Origin of the sequence: Pseudochelatococcus contaminans (genome assembly GCF_014195635.1) — a bacterium.
GTDB classification, from domain to species: domain Bacteria; phylum Pseudomonadota; class Alphaproteobacteria; order Rhizobiales; family Beijerinckiaceae; genus Pseudochelatococcus; species Pseudochelatococcus contaminans.
On record NZ_JACICC010000009.1, the window covers coordinates 43,650 to 60,857 of the forward strand.

At 65.2% G+C, this 17,208-nt stretch carries 18 protein-coding genes and 1 tRNA gene; 3 read left to right on the forward strand and 16 right to left on the reverse strand.

What is annotated here, in order from left to right; all coding sequences use genetic code 11:
• The first annotated feature begins 56 nt into the window (after nt 1-56).
• Entirely contained in the window at nt 57-395 is a 339-nt protein-coding gene (locus FHS81_RS14935) for a PepSY domain-containing protein (protein ID WP_183754359.1), read from the forward strand.
• Between the two features lie 61 nt (nt 396-456).
• Nucleotides 457-954 (forward strand): cytochrome b, encoded by a 498-nt coding sequence (locus FHS81_RS14940; protein ID WP_183754361.1) that lies wholly within the window; start codon nt 457-459, stop codon nt 952-954.
• Between the two features lie 28 nt (nt 955-982).
• Here the strand turns inward: FHS81_RS14940 and FHS81_RS14945 are convergent, their stop codons facing one another.
• Nucleotides 983-2,872 (reverse strand): heavy metal translocating P-type ATPase, encoded by a 1,890-nt coding sequence (locus tag FHS81_RS14945; RefSeq protein ID WP_246375050.1) that lies wholly within the window; start codon nt 2,870-2,872, stop codon nt 983-985.
• A 490-nt stretch (nt 2,873-3,362) separates the two neighbouring features.
• Between FHS81_RS14945 and FHS81_RS14955 the strand changes: the two genes are divergently transcribed.
• Nucleotides 3,363-3,914 (forward strand): hypothetical protein, encoded by a 552-nt coding sequence (locus FHS81_RS14955; protein WP_183754363.1) that lies wholly within the window; start codon nt 3,363-3,365, stop codon nt 3,912-3,914.
• Between the two features lie 284 nt (nt 3,915-4,198).
• Here FHS81_RS14955 and FHS81_RS14960 read toward each other — a convergent pair.
• From FHS81_RS14960 to trbE, 15 genes are all read right to left on the reverse strand, one after another.
• Nucleotides 4,199-4,296: transfer RNA gene (locus FHS81_RS14960), tRNA-Ser, on the reverse strand.
• Complete coding sequence (locus FHS81_RS14965; protein ID WP_183754365.1) at nt 4,249-6,057, reverse strand: recombinase family protein; 1,809 nt, start codon at nt 6,055-6,057, stop codon at nt 4,249-4,251. Before FHS81_RS14965 ends, FHS81_RS14960 begins: the two co-directional genes overlap by 48 nt.
• A 37-nt stretch (nt 6,058-6,094) precedes the next feature.
• Nucleotides 6,095-6,295: a type II toxin-antitoxin system prevent-host-death family antitoxin gene (locus tag FHS81_RS14970; RefSeq protein WP_183754367.1), complete on the reverse strand. Its 201-nt coding sequence runs from the start codon at nt 6,293-6,295 to the stop codon at nt 6,095-6,097.
• Between the two features lie 71 nt (nt 6,296-6,366).
• A complete protein-coding gene (locus FHS81_RS14975) occupies nt 6,367-6,561 on the reverse strand; it encodes a hypothetical protein (protein WP_210281743.1) in 195 nt (64 codons plus the stop codon).
• A 126-nt stretch (nt 6,562-6,687) separates the two neighbouring features.
• The gene (locus tag FHS81_RS14980) at nt 6,688-8,385 is read right to left on the reverse strand and encodes a recombinase family protein (RefSeq protein ID WP_183754369.1); all 1,698 of its coding nucleotides are present in this window, start codon (nt 8,383-8,385) and stop codon (nt 6,688-6,690) included.
• Entirely contained in the window at nt 8,382-8,771 is a 390-nt protein-coding gene (locus tag FHS81_RS14985; RefSeq protein WP_047099775.1) for an HVO_A0114 family putative DNA-binding protein, read from the reverse strand. The genes FHS81_RS14980 and FHS81_RS14985 overlap by 4 nt, the downstream gene beginning before the upstream one ends.
• Before the next feature lie 19 nt (nt 8,772-8,790).
• Nucleotides 8,791-9,105 (reverse strand): hypothetical protein, encoded by a 315-nt coding sequence (locus FHS81_RS14990; RefSeq protein WP_025292286.1) that lies wholly within the window; start codon nt 9,103-9,105, stop codon nt 8,791-8,793.
• A 135-nt stretch (nt 9,106-9,240) separates the two neighbouring features.
• Nucleotides 9,241-9,456, reverse strand: coding sequence for a DUF2274 domain-containing protein (locus tag FHS81_RS14995; RefSeq protein ID WP_025292287.1), 216 nt, complete (start codon nt 9,454-9,456; stop codon nt 9,241-9,243).
• A gap of 2 nt (nt 9,457-9,458) precedes the next feature.
• Nucleotides 9,459-10,610 carry a TraB/TrbI/VirB10 family type IV secretion system protein gene (locus tag FHS81_RS15000; RefSeq protein WP_228222505.1) on the reverse strand — a complete coding sequence of 384 codons (1,152 nt, stop codon included), beginning with the start codon at nt 10,608-10,610 and terminating at the stop codon, nt 9,459-9,461.
• Nucleotides 10,607-11,623, reverse strand: a complete 1,017-nt coding sequence (trbG, locus tag FHS81_RS15005) for a P-type conjugative transfer protein TrbG (RefSeq protein ID WP_025292289.1) — start codon at nt 11,621-11,623, stop codon at nt 10,607-10,609. Before trbG ends, FHS81_RS15000 begins: the two co-directional genes overlap by 4 nt.
• Entirely contained in the window at nt 11,620-12,309 is a 690-nt protein-coding gene (trbF, locus tag FHS81_RS15010) for a conjugal transfer protein TrbF (protein WP_025292290.1), read from the reverse strand. The genes trbG and trbF overlap by 4 nt, the downstream gene beginning before the upstream one ends.
• A complete protein-coding gene (gene trbL, locus FHS81_RS15015) occupies nt 12,306-13,664 on the reverse strand; it encodes a P-type conjugative transfer protein TrbL (protein WP_025292291.1) in 1,359 nt (452 codons plus the stop codon). Before trbL ends, trbF begins: the two co-directional genes overlap by 4 nt.
• Nucleotides 13,665-13,667: 3 nt before the next feature.
• Complete coding sequence (gene trbK-alt, locus FHS81_RS15020) at nt 13,668-13,955, reverse strand: putative entry exclusion protein TrbK-alt (RefSeq protein ID WP_025292292.1); 288 nt, start codon at nt 13,953-13,955, stop codon at nt 13,668-13,670.
• A gap of 20 nt (nt 13,956-13,975) precedes the next feature.
• A complete protein-coding gene (gene trbJ, locus FHS81_RS15025) occupies nt 13,976-14,746 on the reverse strand; it encodes a P-type conjugative transfer protein TrbJ (RefSeq protein WP_025292293.1) in 771 nt (256 codons plus the stop codon).
• The gene (trbE, locus tag FHS81_RS15030) at nt 14,743-17,199 is read right to left on the reverse strand and encodes a conjugal transfer protein TrbE (RefSeq protein ID WP_025292294.1); all 2,457 of its coding nucleotides are present in this window, start codon (nt 17,197-17,199) and stop codon (nt 14,743-14,745) included. Before trbE ends, trbJ begins: the two co-directional genes overlap by 4 nt.
• Nucleotides 17,200-17,208: the final 9 nt, after the last annotated feature.

The following is a 17,208-nucleotide window of genomic DNA, read 5'->3' on the forward strand; positions in this document are numbered from 1 at the left end:
GTCAGCAGAACCATATATCGTCGTAACATTGAATGATTATAAAGAGGAGTGGAGGGATGAAACGACATGTTCTGCTCGCGGCGCTGGCCTTCGTCGGCATCGGCGCCGGCGCAGCGCGGGCCGACGACGGTTGTCGCGTGCCGATGGCGCGCTGGCAGCCGCGCGAGTCGGCGGGCCAGGCGGCCGAGGCGCTGGGCTGGCAGGTGCGGCGGATCCGCACCGATGACGGCTGCTACAGGATCGACGCCGTCGATGCGCGCGGCAACCGCATCGAGGCGCAGCTTCAGCCGGACACGCTGACACTGCGCCGGATCGAGGTGGAATTCGCCCCCGGCGGCGGCCTTGCGGATCTTGACGCCGCGACCGTCTCCGGATCGCTCGCCGCGCCCCGCTAATCGACAGGGAAGCGATCCCCAAGGGGATCGTCCATCGACAACCCATTCAGGAGAACCCACGATGTCTGCTTCGAGACCCATCGACTATTCGTCTGCGCAGATCGCGCTCCACTGGCTCATCGCCGCACTGGTGCTCTTCCAGCTCATCTTCGGCGAAAGCATGAAGGAAGTGATTGATGCAGCCGAGGAGGGCAAGGCGATGTCCGCCACCGACGCGGCGTTGGGGAACGCCCATTACTGGGTCGGAATCGCGGTACTCGCCCTTGTGGCGCTGCGTCTTGCGCTGCGTATCGCTCGCGGCGCGCCGGCGCCGATCGGCGAGGGCATCCTGACCAGGGTTGCGGCGGGCACGCATCATCTCTTTTACGTGCTGCTCGTGCTCGCACCGGTCACCGGGCTGCTCGGCTTCTACGTCGGCGAACCGTGGGGAGACCTGCACGAAATCTTCAAGCCCATCTTCATCATCCTCATCGTCCTGCATGCAGCCGGCGCGCTCTTCCACGCCTTCTGGCTCCACGACGGGACATTGCGGCGGATGCTGGTTCCGCAAAGGAGCTGACATCGCTCGCGCGGCCGGGGCGAGGCGTTCAGCCCCGGTCGCTGCGGATCGGGTCGGCGAGGAGCCGCAGCCCGTTCAGCACCACCAGCACCGTGCCACCCTCGTGGCCGAGCACCGCGAGCGGCAGCGGCAGGTCGAGGAACAGGCTCGATGCCACCAGCACCGCCATCGCTCCCATGGCGAAGGCGAGGTTCTGCCGGATGATCCGCCGGGTTCGGCGAGCCAGCCTGCGGGCGGCGGCGAGCCGCTGCATGTCGTCCGACAGCAGCGCAATGTCGGCAGCCTGAAGTGCCACCTCGCTGCCGGCGGCCCCCATGGCGATGCCGACATCGGCCCGCGCCAGCGCGGCGGCGTCGTTCACGCCGTCGCCGACGAAGGCCACCCGGCCGCGGCCCGTCAGTTCGCCGACGAGCCGCACCTTATCCTGCGGCAGCAGATCGGCATGGATGTCGGCGGGTGCGAAGCCGAGTGCGGCGCCCATGCGCAGCCCGACCGCGCGGCGGTCGCCGGTCATCATGACGATGGTCGTGACGCCTTCGGCCTTGAGCGCGGCAAGCCCGGCGGCGGACGTCTCGCGCGGCCGGTCAGCGACGCTGACGGCGCCGAGCACCTGGCTGCCGCGCCCGAGATAGACGACCGTCTGGGCGCTCTCGGCGAAGCGTGAGAACTCAGGCGTGTCCGCCGGCGCGCCCATCCGTGCCGCCATGCGCAGGTTGCCGGCCCACAGCGTGCCCTCGGTGTCGGCCCCGACGATGCCCTCGCTCGGGATGGACTGCACGTCGCGCATGGTCGTCGGAACGACGCCGCGCGCCTGTGTATGGCGGCGGATCGCCTCGGCGACGGGGTGCTCCGACTGCGCCTCCAGCCCCGCCAGCAGCGCCAGGAACGCCGCATCGTCGTCGCGGGCAACGATCCTCGTCACCTCGGCCTTGCCGGTGGTGAGCGTGCCGGTCTTGTCGAAGGCGAAGGTGTCGACTTCGGCGAGCGTCTCCAGCGCCGCGCCGCCCTTGAACAGCACGCCGCCGCGCGCAGCGGACGCGAGCGCCGACAGGATCGCGGCGGGAACGGAGATCACGATGGCGCAGGGGCTTGCCGCCACCAGCAGCGTCGCGGCGCGGTAGAGCGCGTCCCGCATCGGCCAGCCGAGCCAGGCGAAGGCCGCGAAAGCGAGCGCCGAGCCAGCCAGCACCGCCACGGTGTAGCGTTGGCCGAACCACTCGCTGAACCGTTCCGACGGCGCGCGGGCGGCCTGCGCCTCCGTCACCAGAGCGATCATCCGCGCCACGGTGCTGTCGGCGATGGAGCGCGCCACCTCCACCGCCAGCACGCCGTTGAGGTTGACCGTGGCCTCGAACACCTTGGCGCCGGGGCGCTTGTGGACGGGCATCGATTCGCCGGTGATCGTGGCCTCGTCCAGCGATCCCTCGCCGTCGAGGATCACGCCGTCCACCGGCACGCGCGCGCCGGGCCGCAGCATCACGACATCGCCCGGGGCGAGCGCCGCCGCCGGCACCTCGGTCACCGTGCCGTCCGGTTCGCGCCGCAGGGCGGTATCGGGACGCAGCGCCATCAGCGCCTCGACGGCGCGCCGCGCCCGGCCCATGGCGCGGTGTTCGAGCGTGGTGGAGATGCTGAACAGCGTCAGCAGCACCGCGCCCTCCAGCGCCGCACCCACGGCGGCGGCGGCAAGCGCCGCGATCACCATCAGCAGGTCGATATCGAGGATCTTCTCGCGCCACAGCGCCGACAGCGCCCGCGCCCCGGCCGGCAGCCCGCCGGCGAGATAGACCAGGGCGACGCCCGCCGACCCCCAGACTCCCGGAATGCCGAAAGCGTTGAAGGCGGCAAGCGCCATCCCCGCCACGGTGGCGACGGTCAGCGCCGTCGTCAGACGGTCGGACGAAAGATCGACGTGCAATGCATCTCCCCCGCTCTGCGGCGCCGACAACGGCCCCGCGACGAGTGGGGGAGTTTCCTGACACCAGCCTGAACGCGGGCGCTTCCAGCCTGTCAGGCGGCGCGACGTGTATCGCCGGCTCGCTCGGCCTTTCCGGCGTCAGCTACGCCGGCTGACCGACACGGTGTCGTCCGGCTCGGCCGCGGTGCCCTGATTGGCGGCATAGACGAAACGGCCGTCCGGGGTGGCATGGACCTGGATAGGCTGGCGCCCGACATCGATGCGGGCAACGACCTACCGCTGCGTGGTATTGATGACGGTAACCCTGTTCTCGCCACGCAGCGAGACGTAGACGCGGCTGCCATCGGGCGTGAAACCGACCTGCACGGGAGCGGCGCTCGCCACGATCCCGTCGACCTCCGTCAGCGAACCCGTGTCGATGACCGATACCGTGCCGTCCCGGACATTGGCGACATAGGAGGGACTTCCCGTTCGGGCTCAGGCGCAACCCGTGCGGAGATTCGCCTGTTGCCGCGGCTGCAACCGCCTTGCGTGCCTGCAGATCGACGGTCGATACGGTGTCGTCGCCCGCATTCGTCACGTAGGCGCGCTGGCCCTCCGCGTCCGCCACGACATGGGCGGGATGGCTGCCGACAACGATCGAATCTCCCGGCCCGGAGGCGGAGCTGTCCGTGCGCAGCAGAACCGGCGCGCCCACCGCCCCGTCGTGCCCATGACCGCCGTCGCCGTCATGGCCGTCGTCCGCACACTTTCCACCGCCATGGCCGTGGGAGGTTTCGTTCTCCTCCCCCACAACCGTACCGGCGGCGAGCAGGAGATTTCCGGCCGGCACGAACTGGACATTATGCAGCTTGATGCCGATCGCGACGATGTCCACGGTTCCGTCGTACAGGTTGATGCGGCTGATCGTGTTTCCGTGCTCGTTGGCCGTGTGGACGAAGCCCGATGCAGCGGGCTCCGCATTCCCCGGGAGAAAGGAGGACGACAGCGCCAGTGCCGATGCAGCGGCAAGTACGAGAGTCGAATAGAACCATCCCCATAACGGCGATCTTGATTGTATTAACGGCGGAACATGGCGCACGTCCAAGCCGTGCAGGGGGCGGTAGAGTCGCACGGAGCCGCTTGACGACGCTGCAATCGCTTTCAGGAAACCAATGGATCGTACCTGCACACAAGGGGTTATCCGCGCAAAAAAACACGCCAGGACATCCCAAAACGCTCTCTCTCGTGCTGACAACCTGCTGACAAAGAGCCATCGCGCAAGCGCTGTAAGCAAAAACGGCCCCGAAGGACCGTCTTTATCGCTTTGATTTTCCTGAAGAAATTTGGAGCGGGCGAAGGGATTCGAACCCTCGACCCCAACCTTGGCAAGGTTGCTATGCGGCGGCCCGAAACAGCAAGTTATGATGGGTGCGCCCTCCCGCAACCATCTTTACCGGCGTCGATCGCAAGTTATGATCGACGCCGGTCCCCGCAACCATCTTTACTTGCTCGGGGCGCAAGTGAAGATTAGATCGTGCCCCCGCAACCACTGATAACGACAAAACCGTAGCATCCGTTGCGGGTTTTGTTGTTTTTGCAACCTTTCCAATGGCTTGCCGCTCCGTCCAGTTCAGGATCGTGCTGAATTCGCCGTGAAGCGTTGCGTAAATCTCACCGCGTTCCGGCCCCGGTGTCAGCGAAATCTTCTCGATCAGGCCGCGCAATATCTCAGCCGCTTCCTGCCGCTCTTGCTTGCGATTGAGCGCCTTCGTCAGGGCCGAAACCTTCTTCGCATAGATCGCCGAGGCGCTTGGCAGAATGTCCGGTGTGTCCTCTGGCGCGTCAGCCAGCAGGGTGTTCAGTTCGGTCTTGCGCGCTTCCAGCGTGTCCATCTCTGCCTTCATGCTCTCGTGGAACATGCCAGCCTTGATCGCCTCGATGATGCCGCGGCTCTGCTTCTCAATCTTTACCAGTTCGGCTTTCCAGGCATCGCCGCTGGAGCGGCGTTCTCGGTTTAGCCGGTTGGTCTCCTCTGCATAGGCGCGCATCGCCTCCTCGACGATCTCAGGCGCCATCATGCGGTCCTTCAGGCCGGAGAGCACACGAGCTTCCAGCTCCTCACGTGGGATCGTGCGGCTGTTTGAGCAGGCGCCCTTGCTGATATGGTTCGAGCAGGCGAACCGATCAGCGCCGCGAAGCGAGTATGGGCCTCCGCAGCAGCCACAGAACACGAGGCCGGACAGAAGGGACTTCGGCCGACGTGTGCCGTTCAGGCGGTTCTTTTTGTGGTGCTTGCGCACGGCTTCGGTGACGTTGGCAAACTTCTCGGCGATCTCGCCCTGCCGGACACGGACCGAATGCCAGAGTTCGTCATCGACAATGCGCAGCTCCGGCACATCCTTGATAATCCATACCGATTCCGGGTTCAGGCGTGAGACGCGCCTTCCGGTCGATGGATCTTTGATGTAGCGAAGCCGGTTCCAGATGAGGCGGCCGATATAGAGTTCATTGTTGACCAGCCCCGTACCGCGCTTCACATGGCCACGGATGGTCGTGTCGCTCCAGAGCTTGCCAGCTGGACCGGGGATACCTTCCTCGTTCAATGTGCGGGCGATTGTGCGCGGACCCACGCCGGCGGCGAACTCGCGGAAAATGCGCCGGACAACACTCGCCTCTGCTTCGTTGATTTCGCGGTCGCCGCGAATGGGATCACCACGCGCATCGAGCTGCTTGACGACATTATAGCCAAAGCACAGTCCGCCGCCTGACTTGCCGTCCTCGACGCGGCCACGGATGCCGCGATGGGTTTTGGCGGCAAGGTCTTTCAGGAACAGCGCGTTCATCGTGCCCTTGAGGCCGACATGCAACTCGCTGATCTCTCCCTCGGACAGCGTGACAATCGGAACACCAGCGAACTTGAGGTGCTTGTAGAAGGTGGCGACGTCAGCCTGGTCGCGGCTGATGCGATCCAGTGCCTCAGCCAGCACGATGTCGAACTGTCCTGCTTGTGCATCCTGTAGGAGTGCCTGAATGCCGGGACGCAGGATCATACTTGCGCCAGAGATGCCTGCGTCCTTGTAGGTGCCGATGATCTTCCACTTCTCGCGCTTGGCCTGCTCACGGCAAATGCGCAGTTGGTCCTCGATCGACGCCTCGCGCTGATTATCGGAAGAATATCGGGCATAGAGCGCAACGCGTGTCATATCGGCAGTCCTTTCAGGCTCCGTGTCGGGGGGGATCTTAATTCTGTTCAGGTCGAGCGGCGGTTTCGACGGTCCTGCTCCGGCGCTGCGCTGCTGACAGCAGCTCGTCATACTGCGCGGCTGACATCACCACGAACTCTCGCCGTCCATGGCGCGTGATTTCCACCGGCTCGCGGTGACACTCGTTCAGATAGTGTCCGAACTTACGCTGGAATTCGAGGGAGGTTGTGGTTGGCATCGCAGACTCCGGGAGAATAGGTCTGCTGACAAAATACGTGTTACACGTATAAATGCAAGAGGATTGGCAGGTCAGCTACGCAGGTGGCGTTGCGCTTTGCGCTCCGCTGCCAGTTTGTGCTCGAACTGCTCGCGGGCGATCTGGCGACCAATCAGGCGAGCCAGTGCGCTAAGGGCAGTATCTGCGTGAGCAGAATCAACCCGGTCCGTTTCCGGTCCGGTCGAGGGCGTGACCTCGATACTGATCCTGTTCCGCTTGACCGCCATCGTCTCCAAAATCCCACGCCCGGAAAGGGGCTGCGACAATGGATAGCTTGAATGTCTGCGCAGGGAAGGTGTCGGCCACCGCGGTGCGGCGAATGGGATGCGGTAGCGTAGAAAAAGGATGGCCCATTAGGCGATGTCGGGTAATCGGTGATTTAGACAACAATGTCTGTCATCGTCACGGTTCGAATCCCTCTTGCTCCGCCATTTCAGACCGCCTCTGGGCACGCCAATCGCCGCCGATTGCCGCCCTTGACCGGCAATAAGCGTCTTTAGCAGTTCCGTTTTCGACCCCATGATCCGGATTGCGTCGTCCGCGACCTCGACGCGCTGCGCCAGCGCGCGCAGGTGATCCCGCCGATAGCCGCCCTCGTGACCGCGAATGCGCTCCCGCGCGCGGCGTGCAAACCCTTCGATCATCGCGGGACTGAGGGCACTGTGGCCGGGGCTTTCGAGCAGGGCTTGCGCCCGGTCGGCATCAGCCCGCGCCTGATCGCGGAGAACCTTGAGACCGGCGATCCGCTCCTTGAGCGCCGGATCGTCCAGATCAGCCACGCCCGCCTCAATGGCGTCATAGAGGCGCTTGAGGCGCGATTCCGATTCGGTCGCCTGCCGCTGCAAAGAGGCGATGTGTTCGCGGCGGCGCTCGGCCTGATCCTCGCGGCGGCCGAGGATGCTGCCAAGCAGCTTCTCCAGACGGTCGGGATCGAGCAGGCGGTCCTCGATATGGCTGACCACCATGTCGTCGAGCTTGTCCATGGGGATCGCTCGGCCCTTGCAGCCGGTCTCGCCCTGCCGCGCCTTGATCGAGCAGGCATAGTAGCGGTAGCGGCCGCTCTTGCCGGTGCGGATGGTCATGGCCCCACCGCAATTGCCGCAATAACAGATGCCGGTCAGCAGGGTCGGCCCGATCACGACGCGGGCGGGCAGTTCGGTCTTGGGGTTGCGAGCCTGCAAAAGCGACTGAACGGCGTAGAAAGTCTCCCGCTCGATGATGGCGGGCACCGGGACGATGACGATTTCGCCGGCGGAACGCGGGTCGTTGTGCTTGCTGCGCTTCCCCCATTCATGTTCGCCGATATAGGTGCGGCGGGTCAGGACGCGATGGACCTGGCCGATGCCCCAGCGGCCGCCATCACGGGTGAAGATACCCTTGGCGTTCAAGTGCTTGACGATCGCCTTGACGCCCATCTGGCCGCTGTCGCCCTGACCTTCCAGAGCGAGCCGATAGATCAGACGGATCGTGTCGGCGTGCAGCGGGTCGATTTCCAGCTTCTTCTTGGTCTTGGCCCCACGCTGTTCGGCGGCGGCGATCCGGTAGCCGATCGGCGGCAACGCACCGTTCCAGAAGCCTTGCCGGGCATTCTCCTTCAGAGCGCGCGTGACGTGCTTGCCGTTCTCCTTCGACTGGTATTCATCGAACAAGGACATGATCCGACGCATCATGTCGTGGATCGGGTCGTCCCCCAGCTCTTGCGTAATGGAAATGAGGCGCACGTCATTCTTGGCGAGCTTGCGATAGTAATATTCCATGTCGAAAGCATCGCGGAAGAAGCGCGAGAAGCTGTGAACCAGAACCACGTCGAACGGTGTGGGCTTCGACGTGCCCGCCTCGATCATCCGCTGGAACTCAGGGCGGCGGTCGTTGGTGGCCGTGTTGCCCGGCTCCACGAAGATTTCGACAAGCTGATAGCCGCGCGCCGCGCACCAGGCTTCGCCCTGCTTGCGCTGGTCGGGGATCGACACGTCATGCTCGGCCTGCCGAGCGGTAGAGACGCGCAAATACAGGGCAGCCCGCAGGGCGACATTGGGGGATTGTGCGTTCATTTGCGGGTTCCTTTCGACTTGCGCCGCTCGATCAGGGGCAAGACCAGCTCCACGCGGTCATGGATGACCTTGGGGACCAGCTTGAGACCCTTGCCCTTCTCCATGCGAACAAGGCCGTAGCCGGCCATGGCCTTGAGGGTCCGGGACAGGTTGGATTTCGCGCGGCCGGTGATCTGCGCCAGTTCCTCCAGCGAGTCCGGCTCATGCTCATGGATGATGCGGAGCAGTTCGCAGTTGCTGGGCGACAGGAACTTGGCAAAGGACATGGTGGACGCGAACCAGACAGTCGGATCGCCGGGTGCGGGCTTTTCCTCGCCCCTGGCGACCCGCATGGTGCGGGCTTTCATTTCATCGGGTTCGGCGATCCCGACCTTGAGTGTCGTCATGGCATAGCTCGATCATCAGTTATGGCTTTTCATTATCATACCGCGATAACTTTTTCAAGCCTTCAGGCAGATCGACTGAGCCGAACATTTCATCGAAAACATCGGCGAACCAGCGCTCGAACACCAGAATCTCGGCCTCGGTGATCGGCACTTCCTCGGGCCAGTCATCAATGACGGGCAGCTTCTCCACGTCGAACACACGAGGCGGACTGCCGCGCGACGGGCTGATGCGCGGCACGGGATCGTCGTCATAATCGTAAAGGTCGTCGGGGAGCGTTCCAGGGGCCGGCTGTCTTGGGCGGCCTCGTTGGGCGCGGCGGCGCTCTGCGCACATGGTATCCTCCGTGTTTCGCTGGTGGATTCAGGGGCGCATCAGGCCCCGGAATTAAGCGAAGCATGGAGGGGGACCGGCGGAGTGTAGCGTGCCGCATTCGCACCTGTGCGCCGGCGGCACCCCTACCGCGATGGATCAGGAGGGTTGCCGCCGCGCCTTGGCGAAACCGCGATCCGTGGCGATGAACCGCTCCAGCATCGGCACGATAAGTCTGGCAGGCTCGATCGGCGCACCGCCATCGGCCAACAGAGCGGCATAGTCGATCAGGTCGCGGTGGAGCTGCGCGGGAAGTTCCACTGCCACCTTCACCGGCTTGTCGTCGGCCAGCGGGCCGAGTTTCAGCTTTGCCATGGTCAATTCCTGTAGGGTTCGAGGACTAAATCCCTTGTGACGATGACCCTGACCGGGAAGCCGGGCCGGATGGTCAGCGTCGGCGCGACCTGCAACTGCCGCTGGACGATCTGCTGTCCGGCCTGATTGATGGTGTCCTGCGCCCCGTCGCGGATAGCCCGGATCAGGCGGTCCTCGTCATCGGTCGCCAGTTCGGTGCCGATGCCGAGCAGCGTCGAGAGGCCGGCTGCCTTCATCAGATCCCACCAATGATAATCGACGCCATCCTCAAGGCCGGCATAGCCGGAAGCGTCCGCTCCCGGCTGGCGCTCCAGCACTATGGAACGGCCATTGGGCAGGATCAGTCGGTTCCAGACGAGCAGCACGCGGCGCTGGCCGAAGGTCACGCCGGCATCATACTGGCCGATGATGCGCGTTCCCTGCGGGATCAGCAGCAGGCTGCCGGTCGGGCTGTCGTAGACGTTTTCCGTGACCTGCGCGGTGATCTGGCCGGGAAGATCGGAACGGATGCCGGTAATCATCGCCGCCGGGATAACGGCCCCGGCCTGAAGGATGTAGGGCGATGCCGGAGCCATGATGCGATCCAGGGCGACCGTCTGCCGATCCACCGGGCCATTGAGAAAGGCCGTATGCCGGTCTCGCGTGGCTGGCTGACCGCCGACGCCAAGACCTGCAAGGCCCGGTATATTGGAACCGGGGGCTGTTGCCGTTCTCTGCCCGGACTGGAAAAACACCGTGCTGAGACGTGCAGCTTCCTCTTCGGCGAGGCGGCGCTCCTCGGCAGGATCGCGAACTGGTGTTGCCATAGCCGGCGGCGCAACTGGCTGGCCCCTGTTCTGCGCGTCGAGGATCGGGCCGCCCAGATCGCCGGGCAATGCCGGTCCGAGGACCGGGCCGGTATAATCGCGCGGCAGGCCGGACAGGCCGTCCGCCGTGGGCCGGTTCTCGGTCGAATAGAGTTCTTCGCCTCCCGGCCCTGCATCGCGAGTCTGGAGCGCGTAGATCAGCGCCCCGCCGATGCCGAGCAAAGCAACTGCGCCGACGCCGGCCAGCATCTTGCGGGACAGACGGGTGACGCGCGGCGGCTCAGTGCGCAGCCGCATGGGTGTGGTGGTGTCCGCTGCAGCTTCTACAGGGGGCGTGTCTTCAGTCATGACGGGGATTCTCCGGTCGCTTTTGCCGGCTGTGCAGCCTGCCGTTGCTCAATGCGGACGATCCTGACCGTCTGCTGGCGCTCGCCGCTGCCAAGGCGCAATTCGGCCGCGCCGAACAGGCGATCCACGATCAGGATGTTCTGGTGGATGCGGCTGTTGACGATCTGGGTTTCGCCATCCGAGCCGATGACGAAGATCGGGGGCATCTCGCCCTGCACGATGCCGCGAGGGAAGACGACATAGATGCGGCGACCATCGTCGAAGACAGAGATGGGCCGCCATGGCGGGCTGTCGCCGGTCAGGCCATAGCGATATTTGCGCGCGGCCTCGGCCGGGATGACCGGAGCGGCCGGAACGGTCTGGCGCTGGCCCGCTGGTGGTGCGGGATAGGCCCAGGCGACGGAGGGCATATAGAGGGCTTCGCGGGCGCGCAACTCGATCATGTAGGTGCGCCGGTCGGTCGTCACGACGAGGTTTGTCATGATGTCCGGGCGCGTCGGCTTCACGAGGATATGGACGCGGCGTGTTGTCCCCGATCCGCTCTCGGTATCGCCGATGATCCAGCGGGCGGTGTCGCCGGCTGCAATCGGCCCCGCGCCGGTCAGGCCCTCGCCGGGTTCGAGCGCAATGGTCGTGATCTGTCCCGGTGCGGCATAGACTTGATAGAGCGCGCCTTCCGACCAGGGATAAATCTGGATGGCGTTATAGTAGCCCTCGCGGCGCGGCTCGACGCGCGCGGCGGCATTGGCGTTCTCGACACGGCCTGCCGGTGTTCCGGCGGAGGTCCCGCCGCGCGCCACGGTCCAGGCCGGTGGCGTATGCAGCGGCCGGGGCCGGTCATCGGTGACGGCGGCCGGCACAACGGGCGATGACGGCACGTCGGCGTCGTAGCTGAATTGCGGCGTGCGGTTGGTCGCGCAGCCGGCGAGCATCGTGGCCGACAGCATCAAAGCCGCGAAGGCGGGTTTACGGAAATCCTGAAATGGGGCTTTGCGGAGCGTCGTGCGGGTCATTGGCTCATCTCCCGCGACCATGAGATTGCGTTGACATAGATGCCGAGCGGATTGGCGCGCAGGCGCTCGGAGTCACGCGGGGTCTGGATCACGATGGTCAGGATCGCGGTCCATCGTTCGGTCGTGGAAAGCTGGCCGTTCTCATAGTGGCGCTCGGTCCACGCCACGCGGAAGCTGTCGTTCGATGCTCGGATGACGCTGGAAACCTCGACGGCGACCTGCTGCCGACCGACCTTCGTGAACGGGTCGTTGCTGCGGGCGTAGTCGTTCAAGGCCGCTGCGCCGCGATCCGTGGTCCACTCATAGGCGCGGAGCCAATTCTGGCGGACGATGATGGCGTCTGCCGGGATCGCCCGGACCTGTTCGATGAAGCGGCCCAGATGGAACGCGATCTGCGGGTCAGTCGGGCGATAATCGGCGTTAGCGGGTGCGACAGTCTGCGCCTGGCCGAGATTATCGACCTGCACCACCCACGGCACCACGGTCCCGCGCGCTGATTGCCAGACGAGCGCGGCGGCGAAACCGGCCGAGAGGATCAGCGATCCGAAGGCCATATAGCGCCAGTTCTTCGCCTGCACGCGGGCCGAGCCGATGCGCTCATCCCAGGCTTGAGCAGCCTTCTGGTAAGGCGTCTCGGGTTCGGGCGATTTGCCGTAATGGGTCGATGGTCGTTTGAAGATGCTCATGAGCGGTCACTTTCAGAGAGATTGACGGAGGAGCCGCCACCGTGGCTGTCGCCGGAACGCACCGCATGGGCGGCCATGGTGGCGCCGTGATTCACGGCTTGGGAACGCTGCATCCGCTGCGCCCAGGCCGGGGGACTGCCAGCGGGGGAAGACGCTGCTGCGGGGGCTGCGCTGCTGCCTCCGGCCGTGCCTGCGGTGGATGATCCCCCTGTCACCCCGAAGGCTGCGCGTGCGCCATCCGAAAAGCTGGATTTGACGCTTTCCGTTGCTTTCGAGGCGGCGCGTTTCAGAGGCGATACGGCGGCGGAGCCTGCCGCGCGGGCAACCCCGCCGAGACCGGAAGCAACGCCCGCCGCACCAGATTGGCCGAGCGAAGCCATGCTGTAGGTCGCTGCGGCCCCTCCGGAGGCGGCAGCGCCGCCCCGAACGGCCGCGGCGCCACCGGACATGGCGGTAGCACCTCCCTTGACGGCGAGACCGGCTGCACCGCCTGCGGCAAGGGCTGCGCCTCCTACGGCAAGGCCGGTGCCGATCGCCGCACCCGCGCCAAGCTGCGGGCCGCCCGAAACGAGACCGGAGGCGATGCCGGGACCGAAGATGCCAAGGCCGAGCAGCGACAAGGCGGCGAGCACGATCGCCATGGCGTCGTCGATGGTCGGCGTTGCGCCGCCGAAGCCTGCGGTGAACTGCGAGAACAGCGTCGAGCCGATGCCGATGATGACGGCCAGCACGAGGACTTTGATCCCCGACGAGATGACGTTGCCCAGCACGCGCTCGGCCATGAAGGCAGTCTTGCCGAAGAGACCGAACGGGATCAGCACGAAGCCGGCGAGCGTGGTCAGCTTGAACTCGATAAGCGTCACGAAAAGCTGGATGGCGAGGATGAAGAAGGCGAGCAGCACCAGCGCCCAGGCGAACATCAGGCAGGCGATCTGGATGAAGTTCTCGAAGAACGACCAGTAACCCATCAGATCGGAGATGGAGTCGAGCAGCGGGCGGCCCGCGTCGAGGCCGGTCTGCGCCACCTTGCCGGGGCGCATCAGATCGGCGGTGGAAAAGCTGGTGCCGGAGGCTTTGAGGCCGAGACCGGCGAAGCTCTCGAAGACGATGCGCGCCAGATTGTTCCAGTTGCCGATGATGTAGGCGAACGCGCCGACGAACAGGGTCTTCTTCACCAGCCGGGCGATGATGTCGTCATCGGCGCCCCACGACCAGAACAGTGCCGCCAGCACCACGTCGATGACGATGAGCGTTGTGGCGATGAACGCCACCTCGCCGCCGAGCAGGCCGAAGCCGCTGTCGATGTATGAGGTGAATACGCCTAGAAACGAGTCGATGACGCCGGTGCCGCCCATGGTTCACTGTCCCCCGTTCTGATGCGGGGTGGCGGGCACCGGCGTCCGGCCGAGAAACCGATCACGGTTCTCGGCCCAGGCGGCAAGGCAGTCGGGATCGCTCGCGGCCGCCTCGCCAAGCCGCTGGCAATCGCGCAGGCTCTGGCGCAGCGGATCGGTGGGACGCTGTAGTTCCGGCGCGGGCCTGCCGCGCGGCGGCTCGTCCTGCCGGGTCATCTCGATCACCGTGGCGGTGATGGCGATGGCGACGAATATGATCGCGCCCAGCCGGGCCAGCATCTTGCCGTCCATGTCGCGCCCCTCCTGTCAGGTCAGTTGTTGCCGTTGCCGAACATTTGCGCGTTGCCGGGTTGGTAGCCCGATCCCGGCGTCAGGAAGCGTTCACGCTGGACGCGGCCCTGTTCGGCGGCGGTGGCGCGCTCTGCCTCGATCAGTGCTTCCGACCGGCCATTGGCAGACATCAGCGCGATCAGGTCGGAAAGCTGCTGCGATTGCAGGGCGAGAAGCTGATTGCCGGCCTGCGTGGCTTGCAGCGCGCCGGTCGCGCCCTGGCTCTGGCCGACCAGTTCGGACATCTGCGTGCGGTTGGTGTCTATGTTGCCGACGACGCCGGCCTGCACGCGCATGGCGTCCTGCAAGCTGCCCACGGTGTTCTGCCAGCGCGAGCGGGCATCGGTGACGAGCTGCGTATCGGTGGCGGACAGGGAGATGCTGCCGTATTTCTGCTGAAACGCCTGGTCGATGTTCTGCACGTCGAACGCGATGTTCTGCGCCTGGCTCAAAAGCTGCTGCGTGCGCTGGACGTTCTGCTGGAGCTGCTGAAGCGATGAATATGGCAGGCTCGCCAGATTCTTCGCCTGATTGATGAGCATGGTCGCTTCGTTCTGAAGCGAGGTGATCTGGTTGTTGATCTGCTGAAGCGTGCGCGCGGCTGTCAGCACATTCTGCGCATAGTTGGACGGATCGAAGACCGTCCATTGCGCATGGGCCGGGCTTGTGAGGATGGGCGACAGCGCGAGCGGTGCGGCAAGCATGGTCGCAGCCATGAAAATGGCGCGCGAGCGGGAACGGCGAATGGTCATGGTTGGGACTCCTTCTCGGTCTGTAGGATGAGATTGGTGAGGTCGGGGATCAGGTCGGCCGCCCAATCGACGCCGCGCAGGCGCAACCAGGCGGCGAGGAAGCCTTCGCGGCCATGCTCGGCGATCAGTCCGGCGATGCGTTTGTGGTCGGATTTCGCGGACGCGGTGCAGAGCGCGAGGCCGACTTCGGACAGGCCAAGCTCGAACAGGCGATTGCCCCTGCGGCTCTGGCAGTAGTAGTCCCGCTTGGGCGTGGCCCGCGCGAGGATTTCGATCTGCCGGTCATTGAGGCCGAAGCGCCGATAGATGGCCGTGATCTGCGGTTCGATGGCGCGTTCGTTCGGGAGAAGCAGCCGCGTCGGGCAGCTTTCGATAATGGCGGGCGCGATGTTGCTGCCATCGATGTCCGATAGCGACTGCGTAGCGAAGATGACGGAAGCGTTTTTCTTGCGTAGCGTCTTCAGCCATTCGCGGAGCTGGCTGGCGAAGCCTTCATCGTCCAACGCCAGCCAGCCCTCGTCGATGATGAGCAGGGTCGGCCGTCCATCGAGCCGGTCGCCGATGCGATGGAACAGATAGGCGAGCACGGCCGGGGCCGCGCCGGTCCCGACCAGCCCCTCGATCTCGAACGCCTGCACCGAAGCCGAACCGAGATGCTCGGCTTCTGCGTCGAGCAACCGTCCGTAAGCGCCGCCGATGCAGTAAGGGCGCAATGCCTGTTTCAGATCGTTGGATTGAAGGAGGACCGTGAAGCCGGTGATGGTGCGCTCGCCGACCGGAGCGGTGCTAAGCGATGTCAGCGCCGTCCAGATATATTCCTTGGTTTCGGGTGTGATCGGGACACCTTCACGACCGAGAATGGCGGCGATCCAGTCGGCGGCCCAGGCGCGTTCATAGGTATCGTCGATCCGGGCGAGCGGCTGGAGCGAGACGGACGCCTCGTCCCCTTCCGTCAGGCCACCGCCAAGGTCGTGCCAGTCGCCCCCCATGGCGAGCGATGCGACCCGGATGCTGCCACCGAAGTCGAAGGCGAATACCTGCGCTTGCTCATAGCGACGGAACTGCAAGGCCATGAGCGCCAGCAGCACGGACTTGCCCGCGCCGGTCGGGCCGACGACGAGGGTGTGGCCGACATCGCCGACATGAAGGGAAAACCGGAACGGGGTCGAGCCTTCGGTCTTGCCGAAGAACAGCGGGGGCGCGCTGAAATGCTCATCCCGTTCCGGCCCCGCCCACACCGCCGAAAGCGGGATCATATGGGCGAGGTTGAGCGTCGATATGGGCGGCTGGCGGACATTCGCATAGGCATGTCCGGGGATCGAACCGAGCCAGGCATCGACGGCGTTGACGGTTTCAGGCATCGCGGTGAAGTCGCGGCCCTGAATGATCTTTTCCGCGAGGCGGAGCTTCTCGTCGGCAATGCGCGGATCGGCATCCCAGACGGTGATGGTGGCCGTGACATAGGCGATCCCCGCCATGTCCGCGCCCAGCTCCTGCAAGGCCATGTCGGCGTCGAGCGCCTTGTTCGCAGCGTCGGTGTCCACGAGCGCGGATTGCTCGTTGGTCATCACCTCTTTCAGAATCGCCGCGATGCTCTTGCGCTTGGCGAACCACTGACGGCGGATGCGAGTCAGCAGCCGGGTTGCATCGGTCTTGTCGAGCAGGATCGCTCGCGTGCTCCAGCGATACGGGAACGGCAGCCGGTTCATCTCGTCGAGCAGGCCGGGCGTCGTCGCGGTCGGAAAGCCGATGATGGTCAGGACGCGCAGATGCTGGTCGCCAAGGCGCGGCTCCAGGCCGCCGGTCAGCGGCTGATCAGCGAGCAGCGCATCGAGGTGCATCGGCACCTCGGGCACGCGCACACGATGCCGGTTGGTCGAGATGGTCGAATGGAGATAGGTCAGCGTGCCGGCGTCATCGAGCCAGCGGCATTCCGGCATGAAGCCATCGAGCAACGCCAGAACGCGGTCGGTGCGGTCGATGAAGCCGCGCAGCAATTCCCATGGGTCCACTCCGGATTGCTCGCGGCCCTCGTAGAGCCAGGCCTCAGTGCGGGCGGCGTCCTCGGCGGGAGGCAGCCAGAGGAAGGTCAGGAAATAGCCGGACACGAAATGCGTCCCGGCTTCCTCGAAACCGGCCTTGCGCTCGGCGTCGAGCAGCGCGGATGCGGCTTCGGGAAATTGACTGTCGGGATAGGTCGCGGCTTCGCTGCGCTGTGCCTCCACGAAAAGGCTCCAGCCCGACCCGAGACGGCGGACGGCGTTGTTGATGCGTCCTGCGACCGCGACCAGCTCGGCAGCGACGGCGGAATCCAGATCGGGACCGCGGAACTTCGCCGTCCTCTGGAAACTTCCATCCTTGTTCAGCACGACGCCGGAGCCGACAAGTGCGGCCCAGGGCAGGAAATCCGCGAGGCGGCTGGATGTGCGGCGGTATTCGGCGAGATTCATCATGTGCGCCTC

Bases quoted from the DNA above. Each gene is read 5' to 3' on its own strand.
- FHS81_RS14935 (WP_183754359.1), top strand. From the start codon at position 57: ATGAAACGACATGTTCTGCTCGCGGCGCTGGCCTTCGTCGGCATCGGC.
- FHS81_RS14940 (WP_183754361.1), top strand. From the start codon at position 457: ATGTCTGCTTCGAGACCCATCGACTATTCGTCTGCGCAGATCGCGCTC.
- FHS81_RS14965 (WP_183754365.1), bottom strand. From the start codon at position 6,057: ATGACACGCGTTGCGCTCTATGCCCGATATTCTTCCGATAATCAGCGC.
- FHS81_RS14970 (WP_183754367.1), bottom strand. From the start codon at position 6,295: ATGCCAACCACAACCTCCCTCGAATTCCAGCGTAAGTTCGGACACTAT.
- FHS81_RS14975 (WP_210281743.1), bottom strand. From the start codon at position 6,561: ATGGCGGTCAAGCGGAACAGGATCAGTATCGAGGTCACGCCCTCGACC.
- FHS81_RS14980 (WP_183754369.1), bottom strand. From the start codon at position 8,385: ATGAACGCACAATCCCCCAATGTCGCCCTGCGGGCTGCCCTGTATTTG.
- FHS81_RS14985 (WP_047099775.1), bottom strand. From the start codon at position 8,771: ATGACGACACTCAAGGTCGGGATCGCCGAACCCGATGAAATGAAAGCC.
- FHS81_RS14990 (WP_025292286.1), bottom strand. From the start codon at position 9,105: ATGTGCGCAGAGCGCCGCCGCGCCCAACGAGGCCGCCCAAGACAGCCG.
- FHS81_RS14995 (WP_025292287.1), bottom strand. From the start codon at position 9,456: ATGGCAAAGCTGAAACTCGGCCCGCTGGCCGACGACAAGCCGGTGAAG.
- FHS81_RS15000 (WP_228222505.1), bottom strand. From the start codon at position 10,610: ATGACTGAAGACACGCCCCCTGTAGAAGCTGCAGCGGACACCACCACA.
- trbG (WP_025292289.1), bottom strand. From the start codon at position 11,623: ATGACCCGCACGACGCTCCGCAAAGCCCCATTTCAGGATTTCCGTAAA.
- trbF (WP_025292290.1), bottom strand. From the start codon at position 12,309: ATGAGCATCTTCAAACGACCATCGACCCATTACGGCAAATCGCCCGAA.
- trbL (WP_025292291.1), bottom strand. From the start codon at position 13,664: ATGGGCGGCACCGGCGTCATCGACTCGTTTCTAGGCGTATTCACCTCA.
- trbK-alt (WP_025292292.1), bottom strand. From the start codon at position 13,955: ATGGACGGCAAGATGCTGGCCCGGCTGGGCGCGATCATATTCGTCGCC.
- trbJ (WP_025292293.1), bottom strand. From the start codon at position 14,746: ATGACCATTCGCCGTTCCCGCTCGCGCGCCATTTTCATGGCTGCGACC.
- trbE (WP_025292294.1), bottom strand. From the start codon at position 17,199: ATGATGAATCTCGCCGAATACCGCCGCACATCCAGCCGCCTCGCGGAT.